This window comes from Pseudomonas wuhanensis, assembly GCF_030687395.1.
In the GTDB taxonomy this organism is placed as follows: domain Bacteria; phylum Pseudomonadota; class Gammaproteobacteria; order Pseudomonadales; family Pseudomonadaceae; genus Aquipseudomonas; species Aquipseudomonas wuhanensis.
Genome location: NZ_CP117430.1, coordinates 5741991 through 5756411, shown reverse-complemented (window position 1 = coordinate 5756411; position 14421 = coordinate 5741991). Strand labels below are relative to the sequence as shown.

Annotated in this window: 12 protein-coding genes, 1 other RNA gene and 1 pseudogene; 5 read left to right on the top strand and 9 right to left on the bottom strand. The window is 56.1% G+C overall.

All coding sequences use genetic code 11. The features are described 5' to 3' along the window. The first annotated feature begins 8 nt into the window (after positions 1-8). The gene (locus PSH88_RS26645) at positions 9-3161 is read left to right on the top strand and encodes a type I restriction endonuclease subunit R (RefSeq protein WP_305423648.1); all 3153 of its coding nucleotides are present in this window, start codon (positions 9-11) and stop codon (positions 3159-3161) included. Beyond that, complete coding sequence (locus PSH88_RS26640) at positions 3161-3877, top strand: M48 family metallopeptidase (protein ID WP_068935182.1); 717 nt, start codon at positions 3161-3163, stop codon at positions 3875-3877. The genes PSH88_RS26645 and PSH88_RS26640 overlap by 1 nt, the downstream gene beginning before the upstream one ends. Positions 3878-3935: 58 nt before the next feature. On the opposite strand, the gene PSH88_RS26635 is transcribed toward PSH88_RS26640, so the two are convergent. Genes PSH88_RS26635 through PSH88_RS26620 form a run of 4 tightly spaced genes read right to left on the bottom strand, consistent with a single transcriptional unit; the run spans position 3936 to position 6906 of the window. Then, on the bottom strand, positions 3936-4211 hold the full coding sequence (locus tag PSH88_RS26635) for a hypothetical protein (RefSeq protein ID WP_305423646.1): 276 nt from the start codon (positions 4209-4211) through the stop codon (positions 3936-3938). Further along, positions 4208-5188, bottom strand: a complete 981-nt coding sequence (locus PSH88_RS26630) for an integrase domain-containing protein (protein WP_305427061.1) — start codon at positions 5186-5188, stop codon at positions 4208-4210. Before PSH88_RS26630 ends, PSH88_RS26635 begins: the two co-directional genes overlap by 4 nt. Next, complete coding sequence (locus PSH88_RS26625) at positions 5166-5522, bottom strand: hypothetical protein (protein WP_305423645.1); 357 nt, start codon at positions 5520-5522, stop codon at positions 5166-5168. The genes PSH88_RS26630 and PSH88_RS26625 overlap by 23 nt, the downstream gene beginning before the upstream one ends. Next, positions 5506-6906, bottom strand: coding sequence for a YfjI family protein (locus tag PSH88_RS26620; protein ID WP_305423644.1), 1401 nt, complete (start codon positions 6904-6906; stop codon positions 5506-5508). The genes PSH88_RS26625 and PSH88_RS26620 overlap by 17 nt, the downstream gene beginning before the upstream one ends. 998 nt (positions 6907-7904) lie before the next feature. Between PSH88_RS26620 and PSH88_RS26615 the strand changes: the two genes are divergently transcribed. Then, on the top strand, positions 7905-8918 hold the full coding sequence (locus PSH88_RS26615; RefSeq protein WP_305423643.1) for an EcsC family protein: 1014 nt from the start codon (positions 7905-7907) through the stop codon (positions 8916-8918). A gap of 172 nt (positions 8919-9090) precedes the next feature. Here the strand turns inward: PSH88_RS26615 and PSH88_RS26610 are convergent. Further along, positions 9091-9270 (bottom strand): annotated as a pseudogene (locus PSH88_RS26610) (transposase); the annotation flags it as partial. Between the two features lie 12 nt (positions 9271-9282). Here PSH88_RS26610 and PSH88_RS26605 point away from each other — a divergent pair. Beyond that, entirely contained in the window at positions 9283-10017 is a 735-nt protein-coding gene (locus tag PSH88_RS26605) for an HNH endonuclease (protein ID WP_192346364.1), read from the top strand. A gap of 247 nt (positions 10018-10264) precedes the next feature. Next, complete coding sequence (locus PSH88_RS26600) at positions 10265-11068, top strand: endonuclease NucS domain-containing protein (protein ID WP_122559349.1); 804 nt, start codon at positions 10265-10267, stop codon at positions 11066-11068. Between the two features lie 640 nt (positions 11069-11708). On the opposite strand, the gene PSH88_RS26595 is transcribed toward PSH88_RS26600, so the two are convergent. The 4 genes from PSH88_RS26595 to PSH88_RS26580 form a co-directional block, all read right to left on the bottom strand. Further along, the gene (locus PSH88_RS26595) at positions 11709-12965 is read right to left on the bottom strand and encodes an integrase domain-containing protein (protein ID WP_305423642.1); all 1257 of its coding nucleotides are present in this window, start codon (positions 12963-12965) and stop codon (positions 11709-11711) included. A gap of 187 nt (positions 12966-13152) precedes the next feature. Beyond that, positions 13153-13546, bottom strand: a transfer-messenger RNA (tmRNA) gene (ssrA, locus tag PSH88_RS26590). A gap of 97 nt (positions 13547-13643) precedes the next feature. Beyond that, positions 13644-13919, bottom strand: a complete 276-nt coding sequence (locus tag PSH88_RS26585; protein WP_305423641.1) for a hypothetical protein — start codon at positions 13917-13919, stop codon at positions 13644-13646. 171 nt (positions 13920-14090) lie between these two features. Beyond that, positions 14091-14372 carry a hypothetical protein gene (locus PSH88_RS26580; protein ID WP_305423639.1) on the bottom strand — a complete coding sequence of 94 codons (282 nt, stop codon included), beginning with the start codon at positions 14370-14372 and terminating at the stop codon, positions 14091-14093. Between the last annotated feature and the right edge of the window lie 49 nt (positions 14373-14421).

Sequence of the window (14421 nt, the reverse complement as noted above, 5' to 3'; positions counted from 1 at the left end):
TGCACCTGATGATTCAACAACCTCGCTCCGAACGTCGCACCCAGAATCGTGTTTTGGCTTTGTTTACGGACAAGTCGAGGCCTGGTTGTCTTGACTACAACTACCTGGGTGAGTGGAGCAAGCGTGGGCAAAATCGCAACATTGAAGTCGAGCTGTTGCAGGCAAACCTGAAGCAGCGCGGCTACTCCGATGCACAGATATCGGCAGCGTTGCAAAAGCTGATGACTGCGGCTGATGCCACTGGCATCACGCTGTATCAGGCTAATCTGCGTACCTACCAACTGCTGCGTTACGGCGTGCCGGTACAGGTAGCCGTTGGGCAGGCCCACGAAACGGTGCATCTGGTTGATTGGGAGCACCCTGAACGCAATGACTTCTCCATTGCCGAAGAGGTGACCTTGCGCGGTGGTCATGAGCGCCGCCCTGATTTGGTGATTTATCTGAACGGTATCGCCATCGGTGTGATTGAGCTCAAGCGTAGTTCGGTAGAGGTGGGCGATGGTATTAACCAACTGATCACCAACCAGGAGGAAATTTTCAACAAAGGTTTCTTCAGTACAGTGCAGTTGGTCTTCGCTGGCAGTGACTCTCAGGGCTTGCGCTACGGGACGGCGACTACCCGCGCCGAGTTTTTTGTCGAGTGGAAGGCGTCTTCCCTGAACGCTGGGCCTGAGGAGTTGAATACCCTGCAGGAGATGCCTGCTCGCTACCAAGTGCTAACGGGTGCAGAAGTGCCACTGTCTGGTTACTTGCTGGACGACCCGCTGGCGCAGATGTGTGAGAAGTCTCGTTTACTCGATCTGATTCGCAACTTCATCATCTTCGATGCGGGTATCAAGAAGGTGCCGCGCCCTCATCAATACGCTGCAGTGAAGGCCGCACAGGAGCGGGTTCGGCGTAAAGAGGGCGGGGTTATCTGGCATACCCAGGGCAGTGGCAAGAGCATTCTGATGGTGCTGATCGCCAAGTGGTTGCTGGAGCATGATCCTGAGGCGCGCATTCTGGTCATCACGGATCGCGATGAGCTGGACAAGCAAATATCCGGAGTGATGCGTAATGCCGGAGTAATCGGCAACGACTCGCCCTCGCCACGCATTACCTCTCGCGCCGATCTTGTGCAGAAGCTCTCAGCTGCCGCACCACGCCTGCTATGTGCCTTGCTACACAAGTTTGAGCCTGATTTGAGCGTACCGGCACCGCCCATGCATGGGTGCTTCTATGTCTTCGTGGATGAATGTCACCGTACCCAAGGCGGTGACATGAACAAGCAAATGAAGCAGTGGCTGGCCAATGCGCTGTTTATTGGCTTTACCGGTACACCGTTGCTGCGTAAGGACAAGCAGACTACGCGCGATGTGTTTGGCACTTACATCCATACCTACAAATTCCATGAAGCGGTGGCGGATAAGGTCGTGTTGGACCTTAAGTATGAAGCGCGCGACGTACCGCAGCGTTTGACTTCGCGGGACGGAATCGATGCATGGTTTGAACGAGCAACCAAAGCTCTGAACAATTACCAGAAATCGATCCTGCGCAAACGATGGGCCACCATGGAGTCGCTCATGAGTGCTGGTGAGCGTAAGCAGCGCATCGTCGCTAGTATCATTGAGGATTTTGGCTTAAAGCCACGACTGAACAATGACCGAGGGACGGCCATTCTGGTGGCCGCCAGCATCTACGATGCCTGTCACTACTTCCGGTTGTTTAAGAACACCTATTTCGGCACGTATTGCGGCATCGTCACGTCCTATGAGCCGAATCACAACGCAATTTCCCGCGAGCCGAAGCAAAGTGATGAGCGTTACAAGTTCGATACCTACACGCAGTACGTGCTGAAGCCGAGCCAGACCACCACCGCTTATGAAGAAGAGACCAAGCGTCGCTTCATTGAGGAACCGGCCAACCTGAAGCTACTCATCGTGGTCAGCAAGCTGCTGACTGGCTTCGATGCACCTAGTTGCTCCTACATCTATCTGGATAACGAGCTGCGGGACCATAACCTGTTCCAGGCAATTTGCCGCACCAATCGGCTCGACGGTGATGACAAGGACTTTGGCTATATCGTCGATTTCAAAGAGCTGTTCGGCGACGTACAAGACGCCATTTCGGTGTACACCTCTGACGAGCTGGATGTCGACGCAGGCAGCGGGGGAAATAACAACGTTGAGCTGAAGAACTGGCTGGTCGAAGGGAAAAAGCAACTGGACGCTGCCCGTGAGGCATTGAGTTACTTGTGCGACCCCGTGCCACCACCGCGTGAGATTGAGCAGTTTATCCATTACTTCTGTGGTGCTGCCGCTAATGCCAATGGGCTGGATGAGACCGAAGCACTGCGGGTGTCCTTCTACAAGGCGGTGGCTTCATTTGTGCGGGCGTTTGCCGACTTGGCGCAGAACCTCACCGAAGCCGGTTACTCGGCTGCTGAAGCCGGGAGGCTTCAGACAGAAGTGCAGTTCTACGCTGACGTTCGTGAGGCGATAAAGAAACATTCCGGCGAAGAGCTGGATATCAAGCCTTTCGAAGCGGACATGCGGCATCTGCTCAATACCTATATTCAGGCAGACCCTGCCGACCCGATGAGCACGGTCGATAATTTCTCGCTGGTTGAGCTGATTGTTCAGACTGGCGTTCACGATGCCATCGCCAAAAAGCTCAACGCCAAAGGCAACCTCTCCAAGGGAGCGATTGCCGAAGGCATTATCAACAACGTACGGAAGACCATCATTCGAGAGCAACTGACAGACCCGAAGTTCTACGAGGGTATGTCGCGGTTGCTTGAGGATCTGATCAAACAGAGTCGTGACGATGCAGCCGCTTACGAGGAATTTTTGCGTAAGGCCGAGGCGCTGGTCAGACAGTTGGGGCAGAAAGGACCAGGCAACTCCCCGGCTGCACTTAACGGCCATCGGGAAGCGACTGTGCTTTTTAATAACCTGGACAACATTGCAACGACCACCTTCCAGTGCCCGAAAGATGAAGGGGCAAAGGTGAAACTGGCTCTGGATATTGATCTGGCCATGCGCGGATCAGCCCCTTCGTCCTGGCGAGGAGATCCTGCGCGGGAAGCGCAGGTTCTTAATGCGCTGTTTCCCCTGATGGGGCGTGACCGTGTAGCGACTTCGGCAATATTCGAGATCATCAAGAACCAACAGGGATATTGATGAACGAGATTATTGAGCTGGGCGACATTTCAATTTCAGTGACCAGGAAAGACATCAAGAATGTCCACCTGAGCGTGCACCCGCCCGAGGGGCGGGTAACGTTAGTCGCCCCAACAAGCACGCGGCTTGAAGTCGCTCGGGCTTATGCTATTTCCCGACTGGGCTGGATTCGCGAGCAGCAGAGCAAACTGGAAGCGCAGGCGCGTGAGGCGCCGCGTGAGTTTGTGGAAAGAGAAAGCCACTATATCTGGGGTCGACGCTACCTGATGGTGGTTAACCATCAGGATGCCAAGCCATCGGTGGTGCTCGACCACAAACGCATTACCTTGACTGTTCGCCCAGGCAGCGATGCACAAAAACGCGCAGAAGTGATGCACGAATGGCAGAAGCTGCAAATGCACGCCGTTGTGCCTGTATTGATCAGGAAGTGGGAGTGCAAGCTGAAGGTGAAGGTGGCTGGTTATTACCTGCAGCGGATGAAAACCAAGTGGGGCAGCTGTAACCATCAAGCAGGTAACATTCGACTGAACACCGAGCTGGTGAAGAAGCCGAAAGACCTGCTTGAGTACGTGGTCGTCCACGAGATGGTTCACCTGCTCGAACCCACCCACAACGATCGCTTTATCTCTATCCTTGGGGAGCATTTTCCAACGTGGCGTGAGGCCCGTGCCGAGCTGAATGAGTTGCCGTTGGCTGCTGAGGTTTGGAAAGAGTGAGGTTGCACTAGCCCGATTGTAAGTGCGACTGGTGGGCTAGGCTAGGACTCGTCGAATATCACATCAGCAGCTCTCGGACTCTCCCTAATCGCTTCCAGAGCAATAGAGCTGTGAGTCGATAGTAATACCGGGTGGCGTCGGTATGGTCTTTCAGGTACTGAGTGAGAAACCAGCGCAAATGCTTGAGCTGCCAGGTCCAAGGATTATCTCGCTGCCATCGCTGTTGAATGGCAGCTTGCATGATTCGGGCTTGCCGTAGGTGTCGTTGCTGGGTGGCCTTCGAGCCAGTCAGTACGCCGCTCAGGAACAGCGCCATATCGAAGGGCTTGGTCACGCTCGACCTCCAATGTAGGCCGAAACCACATCGATCCGGTTATGCCCGAGTTCAAGGCTGATCTGTTGGCGCGCCTGTTGATCAAGGTCGCGGTCAATGCGGTAACAGTGGCCACCATTGACCGGTGCGACGTGGCCCGTGAGCTGTTCGTAACGCTCGCAGGCGTAGGCTGCTCGCAGTTCATGAAAGCCCTTCAGCCCGTGTTTATGTAGCGTGTCGCGGGCGGGGAGCACGGTCTGTTGCAGGAACGCGGCGTAGCTTTCGTCTCGGGCCAACAGGTTGCGACTATGGGGCGGCGACGCATGACGAGCCAACTGCAGCGCCGCCTTCACCTCTTCATTAGCCACAACCCATCGCGGGGCGGAAGCCCCTGAACGGCCGCCTTTGGTGCCGTCCTGAATGTTGATGCGGCCTAAGTGTTCGGCTTCGCGTTGCAGTCGTGGCAGGTCAGCCAGGATCGCTTCGCGCAGGCGCATGCCGGTTTCTCGGGCCAACAGGACAATCACCGCCACCCGCTCGTGTTGCCGTTCGCCAAGCACCTTAAGCACTCGCCGCAGCTGTTGGCGGTCTTGGCCATCCGGTGCACGGTGGCGTACGGTCGAGCGTTTCTGTCCCAACGCCTGACTCGGGCTGGCGATCCTCACGTCCTGATTACCGCGCAGCGCAGCGAGGGTACGGTTGACGCTGCTGAGGCGGTTCTGCGCGGTAGCGATGCAAAGTTCACCTTGCTGGATCTGCTGGCGCAGGTATGCGGCGTAGTCCTGCAGCGTCCGTCGATCGATCTGGCGCGCATCGTTGTAACCGGGACCCTCCTCTGACCGACACCAACGCACGAACGCTTGCCAGCGATCGCTATGCGCTTTGACCGTGGCGAAGTGGCCGCCGGCAAACAGATCCTTGAGTGCTTGCGGGCCGGCGTAGCTCAGCTGGCGGCCATAGCCAAAGTTGCGACCCTCACGCCGACCGACCAAGGCCATCATCACCGTTTTCGTTTGTTTGCAGAAAGAGCAGCAAGGCTTTCCAGTGGGGGCTGAGCCTGTCCATCTGCTGCCAGTGTGTCGGGCGGATCAGGAGGGCGTTCTCCTGGTGTTGCAGCAGTGCCCCTTCTTCGCGCAGTTGCTCGATCAGCAGGGCGATGTGGGTAGGGTCGAGAAGTGGTGTGGCGACAGCGGCGACAGTGGCGACAACCCGCGTCGTTTCTGGCCTGGCGCGTGGCGACAGGGTGGCGACAGAGGCGGCGACACTCCGCGATTCTGGCTGTGGTCGATGTTGCGCTTGGTAGCGGCGCACCGCGTCATTGAGGCGGAACATGGCTTACCTCGAAGGTCGTTCCATCGCGGCTGCTCAGCCAGCGATGAGTGATCAGCACGACCAATAAAGAGGCGGTATGGTCAGCGCTTTTGCGGGCAAAACGAGGGCCGTTGCGATTGACGTCGCGAATGGTGAAGTGGGTCCAGCCTTTCTGCACCAGCCAGCGCAGCAGCCGATCCGCCTCTTCGCATCGGCTATTGACCGGTTCCTGTTCGGTCAGGCGCTGGATCTCGGCCAGGTAGTAATCCATCAACGTGGAGGCGCGCTGGATGTGTGCTTCGTCCAGCTGACTGGCCTCTTCAACCATGGCCAGCACACCCGCGATACGCAGCACATTTGCCGCGGCCTTGCCCGCGACAGGCTGGACGCCGGCCAGCTCGCCAAACTCACCAGACTGACACTCGATGGTGTCGTGAATATCAATCCAGGCCCGGCGGGCATGGGCAGTCAGCTCCAGGGTGGCGGGATTGAGTGAGCCATCCCGGTGAAGCGACCAGGGCTGTTGCAGCAGGACGGTGATCCGTTGTTGGTAGCGCTGGACTCTGGCATCCCGACTCAGGTCGATCGCTTTGTAGAGCCGCCGGCCGACCAGGCGCTCGGGCCAACTGATCAGGCAACGGCCGAGGATGCCTTGGCCCTTGATCACCGGGTCTTTGAACAGCTGGTTGGCCAGGTAGGGTTGCAGCATCAGGTGCAGGCTGAGGCGGCGGTCATAGGCTCGCAGGCTTTCTCCGGCCATAGAGCGCGCCCGGTCGATAGGGCTGCCATCCCACAGTGTCGACAAGGTGGTGATCGCCTTGAGCAGATTCTCTTTGCTCATGGTGCTGCTGCCCAAGAACTGGCCACCTTCATCATTGAACAAACCCATGCTGGGCAAACCCTGGCATAGGCTTTTGACCAGGGCCTCAATGGTGGGCTCGGCAATGATCAGTCTTGGCGGTACCGGCTCGGATAGCTCACCGTCTTCCGCCTCCGCGTGTTTCTTTGAGGTTTTGGGTTTGGCCATGATGCTGGTAGCGGCGCGATAGGCTTTGAGCTTTTCCGCATACAGGGTCCACTGCTGTCGTTCCCAGTCACGCGCGGCCTTCAGTGCCAGATGGTCCACTGCGCTTTTGCGATCACCCGAGGACGCCACCGTCAGTAGGTAGAGGGACAGCGGATAGGTTCGGCCGTCGAGTTGGACATTGGCATGACCCTGGCTCACCAGAGCAGCGCTGGCCAGCACCGATTGCGCGGCCATGGCGCAGGGCACGCCGATCACCTCGGCCAGTCGTTCGACCGCAGGGCCCAACAGATCCCCGAGCGCTTCGACCGGGTAGGGCAGTGGCGCCTGCTGGTATTCCAGCAATGGTTGTGGTGGCTCGAACGCTTCGCACAGTTGCATCGCAATTCTCCTGAGATTATCGACTTCGTCCTCACTCATCCCGCCACGGTTGTTGAGTGTTATCAGGGATCAAGGCCCCTGCGGCCTGTGAGGTTTGTCCACTAACGCGGGACTGACGGCTCCTTACGACCGGGAGCTTGGGCATCTCATGATCTGGCCTCCTGAACACCGGTAGCGGTGGGCGGGTGGAGACTGCACTGGCTGACGAGACCAATGCCGCGAGATCCTGAGTCGGGTGAAGGCAGCGAGACGATGACCGGGGCATGTCTGACTGTCAGTCAGGTGCAGTCCATTTCATGGGCTGCGGAACCATCATCGGCATCGCTGTGGTGAGTGAGCATTCGGTGTTTGTCACGCCGATTGTCACGAGGGGGAAAGCTGCAAAGGCCCGTGCGAGCAGGGCTGCAGCAGTGTGATATGCGCCCGTCTCTTTAGGAGGCAAAGAGACGGGCAACAGGTTGGCGCAAGAAATGGCCAAGCGGATAAGTTGCTGCAGAGCAGCCAGGAGAAGGCCTGAGTTGCCGCAGTGGGCAAAGTTGAGAAGTAGACATCCATCACATCGCTGTGACCATGCGAGCCGCCGGACGCTAATCGCACTTGGGGAAAACCACCACGATGTGGCGTAGCCTCAAAGGTTCTGGCTACCTGGGTGCTGTCGAGGACAGCGCTGGTACAGTTCTTGTTTAGCGCTCGTTCTGCTCGAGGTCAACCGTATTTTGGGGGCGGCTGTTGCGCCAATCGATAGCACTGGAAGACCTTGGAGGCCGGTGGCTTTCCATGGCCGGGTGGTCGTTTGTCGGTTTTTAATGTGAGCCTGCGTAATTGCATGGACTTGACCACCCATTTGCATCGTCACTGACCAGTCAATTGCATTCGTGCTGATCAACCGTTTGCATTCGACGTGACCAGCAAACGCCGTAGTGACGACCGGCGGAGACGGCCGATTGTGTTGAAAAAGTCGGCTTCCGTTTTCGGGTCAGAAAAGAACGCGTCTGAGATTGAAATCCGCACTACTCGTAGAAGGATCAGGACTCGGATTTTGCATAGCAACGTACAAAAATGACGTTTTCACCGCTCAATGCATTGCCCATTTGGCCGGGTCGACTTTTTCAACAGAATCGGCCAATAGCGGTCAGTCTACTGATCAGGTGGAGACGGCTAACTGGGGTCAGAACCTCAAGAATCCCCGCACGTTGGCGAACCACAATCCGCAGGTATACAGTCGCGGATGTGGGCAATTATTTAGTAAATGGGGTGCTGCCGTCGGCGCAGGCGGATGGATGTGGCGAAGGAAAATTGTTCAAAGCAAGGTAATGCGGATAAAGGAACATGTATGGCATCATAAAGCCATCAATCATGCACCGAGACTGAAGATGGAACTGATAAGTCAAGAAAAGATAATGCAAGTCCTCGACTGGGCCTACGAGAGATCTGTGAATGGATTCTCCGGTCTTGATTCCGCCGAGGAGCTCGCAGCCAGCTACGCCAAGGAAGAAAGCCCTGCCTACGATCAAGCTAATTCCCTGATTCGCTGGCAGAACACCAAATCGGCCACCTCAGGCTTCATTACCGGCCTCGGTGGATTGATCACACTGCCCGTCGCGTTGCCCGCCAACATCACGAGTGTGCTTTTCGTACAAATTCGCATGATCGCCGCCATCGCCCACTTGGGTGGCTACGACGTCAAGGATGACAAGGTAAAGACCCTGGTTTTCGCCTGCCTCACAGCCAACTCCGCCAAGGAAGTGCTGAAAGACATCGGCATTGCCGTCGGCAACAAGCTGGCGATGAACGCAGTGAAGTCGATTTCCGGTAAGACGCTGATAGAGATAAACAAAAAGGTAGGCTTCAAGTTGTTCACCAAATTTGGTGAAAAAGGCGTGATCAATCTCGGTAAAGCCGTGCCCCTGCTGGGTGGCTTGATTGGTGGAAGTTTCGATGCCTACACGACCAACACCATCGGTAACGTAGCGCGCGATACATTTACACCAAAAGAAGTCGCGACGGCATAACGACCCGCCTTAGTGATAGCCGGATTTCCCTGTGGCCAGGGCGTCAGCTCCCCTGCCACAGGTTAAGTTTGCTGGGGGTAATTGGGGTAAATAAATCTGTCCCTTAACCTAGCACCACACACGGTGAATCGGCCCATTTGTGGATGCTGACTGGCTGCTTTTGGCTGTGGATTCAACCGGTCGATGCAACAGATTGGCTAAATCGTTCAGCGGGCGTTTCGTAGTTTAGTGTTTTCCGAGGGCGGCTATTTAGCTGCCTTGCCACCTCATTGAGCGTGGCTTGCGAGTGATCAGCAAGGTCAGTCCCTTTCGGGAAGTACTGTCTTAACAGCCCATTGGTGTTCTCATTCGAAAAGGGATTGGCATGGCCAAGCTCATCAAACTATCGGATACATCCTGGCAACAGCCATTCCGCGACCGTAAAAAGGAACACATTCTTTGGGGCTCCCACACCGAGGTTCGTGAAAACTGCAATTTCGTAGACGGCACACGCCGCCTCCTACAAATCTCATTCGAGCCACGATTCGAACTGGATATCGTCGATTACTTTCAGATCACTAGCGGACGCGAGATCAAGTTCCCGAAAGCGCTCGTTGATATGATCAGCCCCATCGTGCTGGAAAATTCCGAATCCAGCTTCATCGTTACCGTGCTCGATGCCGTTGAACATGAAGATGGCCAGGTCGGGAGTACAAAAGATTTGGCTAACCTGATTACCGCTCGGGCAACGACAATCATGGCCCGCGTCGGCCAGCAGAAGTTCAGGAAGCAATTGATGGGGTTTTGGGGTGATGCTTGCGCACTCTCCGGAGTAAAGGAGCCCAAGCTGCTGGTCGCATCGCACATTGTTCCCTGGAGCCAGTCAGAAGCAGATTCCAAGCTCGATCCATTTAACGGCTTGCTACTGGCGCCACACTACGATCGCCTGTTTGACCAAGGTCTGATCTCATTCAAAGATGATGGCTCTATTCTGCTGTCCAGCATTGCCGAAAAGCTGCCTCCAGAGTTTGGTCTGTCGAAATCCATGAAGCTACGCAAGCTCAATCCAAAGCATTTGCCCTACCTTGCTGCCCATAGGGATACGTTCGGCTTCGCGTAGTTCACACCCACCAATATCAAAGCTGCCGGGAAGTAGGTCGCACACAATGGCATGGGCTGAACCGTACCAGATTTAATCGACGCTCATGATAGGCCGAAACTGACCGATTACGCCCTCTCTTGAAAGGCGGCTTACTATCCAAAGCTCGCTGTAAGGGCTAACGAATTGCTACCACGATTAAGTGAACCCTATACGCTCACGGCGTGGTTCATTACGCGAAAACAGAACACAAACGAGGAGTACAACAGTGAGCAATGGCAACCGCCCGCCGGTATGGCAGATGGTTCGGGAAGCGGCGCAGCAGATGAACGGGGAATGCACATACCCTGCGATTAAAGCAAAGGTAAGGTCGATGTATGGTCATGACGTCAACGACAGTTCGATGACATGCAGCATCATCTCGGGGGCGGTGAATCACCCATCACGTATTCACTACAACGAGAACAAGAAACCACGGCTCACCGACACGGCCTACGATTACCTGTATAGCACTGGGCGCGGCCGGGTCGTTTGGTACCAACCAGAGAAGCACGGCGTGTGGGAGATCGCACAATCTGGCGATGGCGCACTGATCGTCCGCCTCGCTGACGGGGTGGGTGAGAATCCGCTGCCGATCGTCGAAGCTGTTGAGGCATCCGATGAGGCGTACAGCATGTTCGCTCTGGAGGCACACCTGCGCGATTACCTCGCTAAAAAACTTCCAAGGTTACCTGGCCACGATGCGCCGCTCACGCTATACCGCACGGACGATCGCGACGGCGTGGAGTTCCAAACTGACGTCGGCCCGATCGACATCCTGGCGACGGGGAACGGCGACTTCTACGTCCTCGAACTGAAAGTAGGTCGTGGGCCGGACGCGGCAATGGGACAAATCCTTCGTTACATGGGCTGGGTGAAAGAGCACCTCGCGGGCGAGAGGAGCGTGTATGGCGTCATCGTCGCTTCTGACATCGGCCAAAAACTACGGTACGCGGCATCACAGGTGCCAAACGTACGCCTGATGGAATATGACCTTGCTGTGTCGCTTCGATCGGTGGCCCTGCATAGTTGACCGGACGCCACCCCTCCTAGCAAGGCCGTGACCAGCCGACATCTTCCCGTGAATAGAGCGTTGACCCGGCAGAGTCACGGTCTCTTTTTGGCCGATTGTGTTGAAAAAGTCGGCTTCGGTTTCCACGGCAGAAAAGTGCGCGTCTGAGATTGAAATCTGTGTTTAGCGCAGAAGGTTCAGGACTCAGATTTGACGTAGCGGCGTGCAAAAAAGGCGCTTTCACCGCTCAATGCATGGGTCACCAGGCCGGGTCGACTTTTTCAACACAATCGGCCGGTTGCAGTCCTTCAGTGCTTGGCTGACGCTCTCGCGGCTGAGTTGCATCCGCTGACATCCATCAACTGCAAACGGCTGGTCAGCGCGAATGCGAATGACTGGTCAGTGGCAATGCAATTAGGTGGTCAAGTGAGATGCCATAACGCAGAGCCCATGCGAGTGGGAATGCGGAGCCTTCCCGCTCGCATGGACTTAGTCAAAAGGCCCCAAGAACAAGGCTTGCAGTGGCGACAGTCGCCATTTTTGTCGCCATGCTGCAGGCCAGGTATTACGCGGGTTTTCGCCGCTGTCGCCGCTGTCGCCAAATCAACCAACACTCCATCTGGGGAGTCATTCTCGGTTCCTGGCGGCGTCCGGTGAGCGCTCACCGTATTGGCACGACGTTGTGGTCCCTGGTTTGATTGATCGCAGATGCCGACAGGTTGCCGGTGGCCGCTTTCTGAATGTGCTCACTCCACCAAGCCATCATCGGTCTCCGGCGTTCGATGTAGTCCGCTCGGTTGTAAGCGCTGCGGACTTCGTCCTTGTCGACATGCGCCAGCGCGACTTCGATCAGCTCCGGATCCCACCCATGCTCGTTCAGGATGGTGCTGGCCATGGAGCGCATGCCATGGCTGACCAAGCGGTCTTGGAAGCCCATGCGTTTCAACGCCATGTTGGCGGTCTGGCTATTGGCGTGGGTGCGCGGATTTCTATCTGATGGGAACACGTATTCCCTGTGGCTGCTGTGGGGCTTGAGCGTGTCCAGTAACGCGAGTGCGTGTTCGGTCAGCGGGATGGTGTGCGGACGGCGCTTTTTCATACGCTCCGGTGGGATGGTCCAGATGCGTTTGTCGAAGTCTATGTCTGCCCATCGGGTGGTGGCCGCTTCGGCAGGACGGGTCATGGTGTGCAGTTGCCATTCGATCAGGCAGCGGGTGATCCGCTTGATGCTGGCGTTCGCGATTTCGATCATGAGCTCAGAAAGCTCATCGGGTCGTAGCGCGGCCATGTTCTGTTTCTTGGGTTTCTTGAACACTGCGCGAATGCCACTGAGTGGGTTCGCAAAAATCAGTCCTGAATTGACGCCGTAGGTCATGATCTCGTTAAGCCGTTGGCTCAATCGCTTCACTGTCTCGAGGCTGCCTTTGGCTTCGATTGGGCGAAGCAGTTCGATGACCATCGGTGCGGTAATTTTCGAGAGCGGCGTTGTTTTCAGGTCTGGAAATACATGTAGCGTGAGCGATCGCCAAATGTCTTCGGCGTACGCCGGTGTGACGGAGTCCTTCTTCAGCTCGAACCAGGCGGTGGCCACGTTCTCGAACGTGTGTTCCGTCTCCGCTCGTTTGGCTTCGTCCTGTGCATTGCGGTGCACCTTGGGATCAATGCCTTGTGCAAGCAGCTCGCGCGCTTCCACCACTTTTTTCCTGGCGCTCGCTAGTGAGAGCTCTGGGTACGTGCCCAGCCCCATATTGATACGGTGTTTGGTTACCGGCTCGCGGTAGTTGAAGTTCCACAGCATCGAGCCGTTGTTCCTGACTCGGAGCTGAAGGCCGTCACCATCGCTGAGGACGTAATCCTTGTCTTTTGCCTTGACTGCCTTGAGCTGGCGGTCGGAAAGGCGAAGGGCTGGAGCAGGCATGAGAGCTTCCTCTGACACCGTTTTGGTATTCCAAAAAATAGCACTGGATGGCCTGGAATACCATTTGGAATACCCAAACGGCTGGAACTCAAAAAACTTCTGCGGAGCCCAGTAGCCCTTAAACCCTTGATTTCACTGGATTTCAGGCACAAAAAAAGACGTCCGTGGACGTCTTTAGATGATCAAGTGGTGGAGCCGGGGGGATTTGAACCCCCGTCCGCCAGTACTCCGCTGTCGGTACTACATGCGTAGCCGTGTCTATTAAGTTAACCCTCAGCGACCCGACGGGCAGGGTGCTTTGGGCGAGTTGTGTAAGTTTTAGCCGCTTCGTCCACAACGTACTGCACGGCGATTCTGTTCTATATGACAATCACTTTGGGTTTACAGACATCCCCTGATGATTGCTGGACCCGAAGGTACCAGGAGGGAAGGGCTAAGGCTGCTTACGCAGCGAGAGCGTATTCCCCGTAGGTTTCGTCATTGGCAACTATAGAAAGTTGCAACAGTGGATTTACGAGTTCTGTTACCAACTCGGCATGCACCTAAAGTTTCGCAACCGGCGTCGAATCCTAAACGGCCCCGAACCTGCAGTGTGTAACCTGCAGGCAAGCGCAGTGTACGCCAATGCGCGCGGCGAGTCGACCTTCCGTCTTTACCTGCGTGTTATCTGGCCCGGCGCTAATGGCTATTCATGTGGCTTTGAATGTCCTGAAGCGCCTGCTGCGTCAGGGAAACACATTCTTTGTCGTTGTTGGCAGCGTGAGCGGCCTTGGCTTGTTCGGCTTTGGTGATGACGACGCCTTTGGTGGCGGCGTCCAGCGTGGCAGCGCTGGATAGCTTGCTGTTGACTTCCTGGAGCTTCATTACGCATTGATCGCTATCGTTTGAGGCGTATGCGGAGGAAGCCAACGTTGTTGCAGCGATGAGCAGTCCAGCCAAGGCGGAACGCTTCATGGGTATCTCCTGGAACGGGGTGGGGATTGGGCCACGCTGATTGGGGCTTAACAAATGGACTGTGATGGCGTGCAAGGGTTCTGTTTTTGCTGGCGATGGGGTGAAAGATTTTTCCGGGAGGTGGGGCGAATGGCTTAGAAGGCCAACCCGAAGGTTGACCCTCAGTCGTTATCAGCCTTTATCGCCTTTGCCCGCGTTCTGGATCTCCTGCAGGGTTTGAGTTGTTTCGGAGATGCATTTCTTGGTGCCTTCTTCGGTGTTTTGCGCCTGGTAGGCCTTGGCTTGCTGGACGCTGGCCTCAATGCGAGTTCTCATTTCCGGCGTCAGGGTCTGAGTCTTGGCATTGGCGATAGCTTGCAGGTTGGTTGCACAGAGATCATCGCCGGCGGCAAACGAGGGGGATGCCAGCATTGAGGCAGTAACGAACAGACCCAACAATACAGAGCGTTTCATGGGTACCTCCTTGAACTGAAAGGCCAGGCATTGCTGGCCATCAGAACGG

Excerpts from the sequence above, each read along its gene's own strand:
- PSH88_RS26645 (WP_305423648.1), top strand. The coding sequence starts at position 9 with ATGATTCAACAACCTCGCTCCGAACGTCGCACCCAGAATCGTGTTTTG.
- PSH88_RS26640 (WP_068935182.1), top strand. The coding sequence starts at position 3,161 with ATGAACGAGATTATTGAGCTGGGCGACATTTCAATTTCAGTGACCAGG.
- PSH88_RS26630 (WP_305427061.1), bottom strand. The coding sequence starts at position 5,188 with ATGGCCTTGGTCGGTCGGCGTGAGGGTCGCAACTTTGGCTATGGCCGC.
- PSH88_RS26625 (WP_305423645.1), bottom strand. The coding sequence starts at position 5,522 with ATGTTCCGCCTCAATGACGCGGTGCGCCGCTACCAAGCGCAACATCGA.
- PSH88_RS26620 (WP_305423644.1), bottom strand. The coding sequence starts at position 6,906 with ATGCAACTGTGCGAAGCGTTCGAGCCACCACAACCATTGCTGGAATAC.
- PSH88_RS26605 (WP_192346364.1), top strand. The coding sequence starts at position 9,283 with ATGGCCAAGCTCATCAAACTATCGGATACATCCTGGCAACAGCCATTC.
- PSH88_RS26595 (WP_305423642.1), bottom strand. The coding sequence starts at position 12,965 with ATGCCTGCTCCAGCCCTTCGCCTTTCCGACCGCCAGCTCAAGGCAGTC.
- PSH88_RS26585 (WP_305423641.1), bottom strand. The coding sequence starts at position 13,919 with ATGAAGCGTTCCGCCTTGGCTGGACTGCTCATCGCTGCAACAACGTTG.
- PSH88_RS26580 (WP_305423639.1), bottom strand. The coding sequence starts at position 14,372 with ATGAAACGCTCTGTATTGTTGGGTCTGTTCGTTACTGCCTCAATGCTG.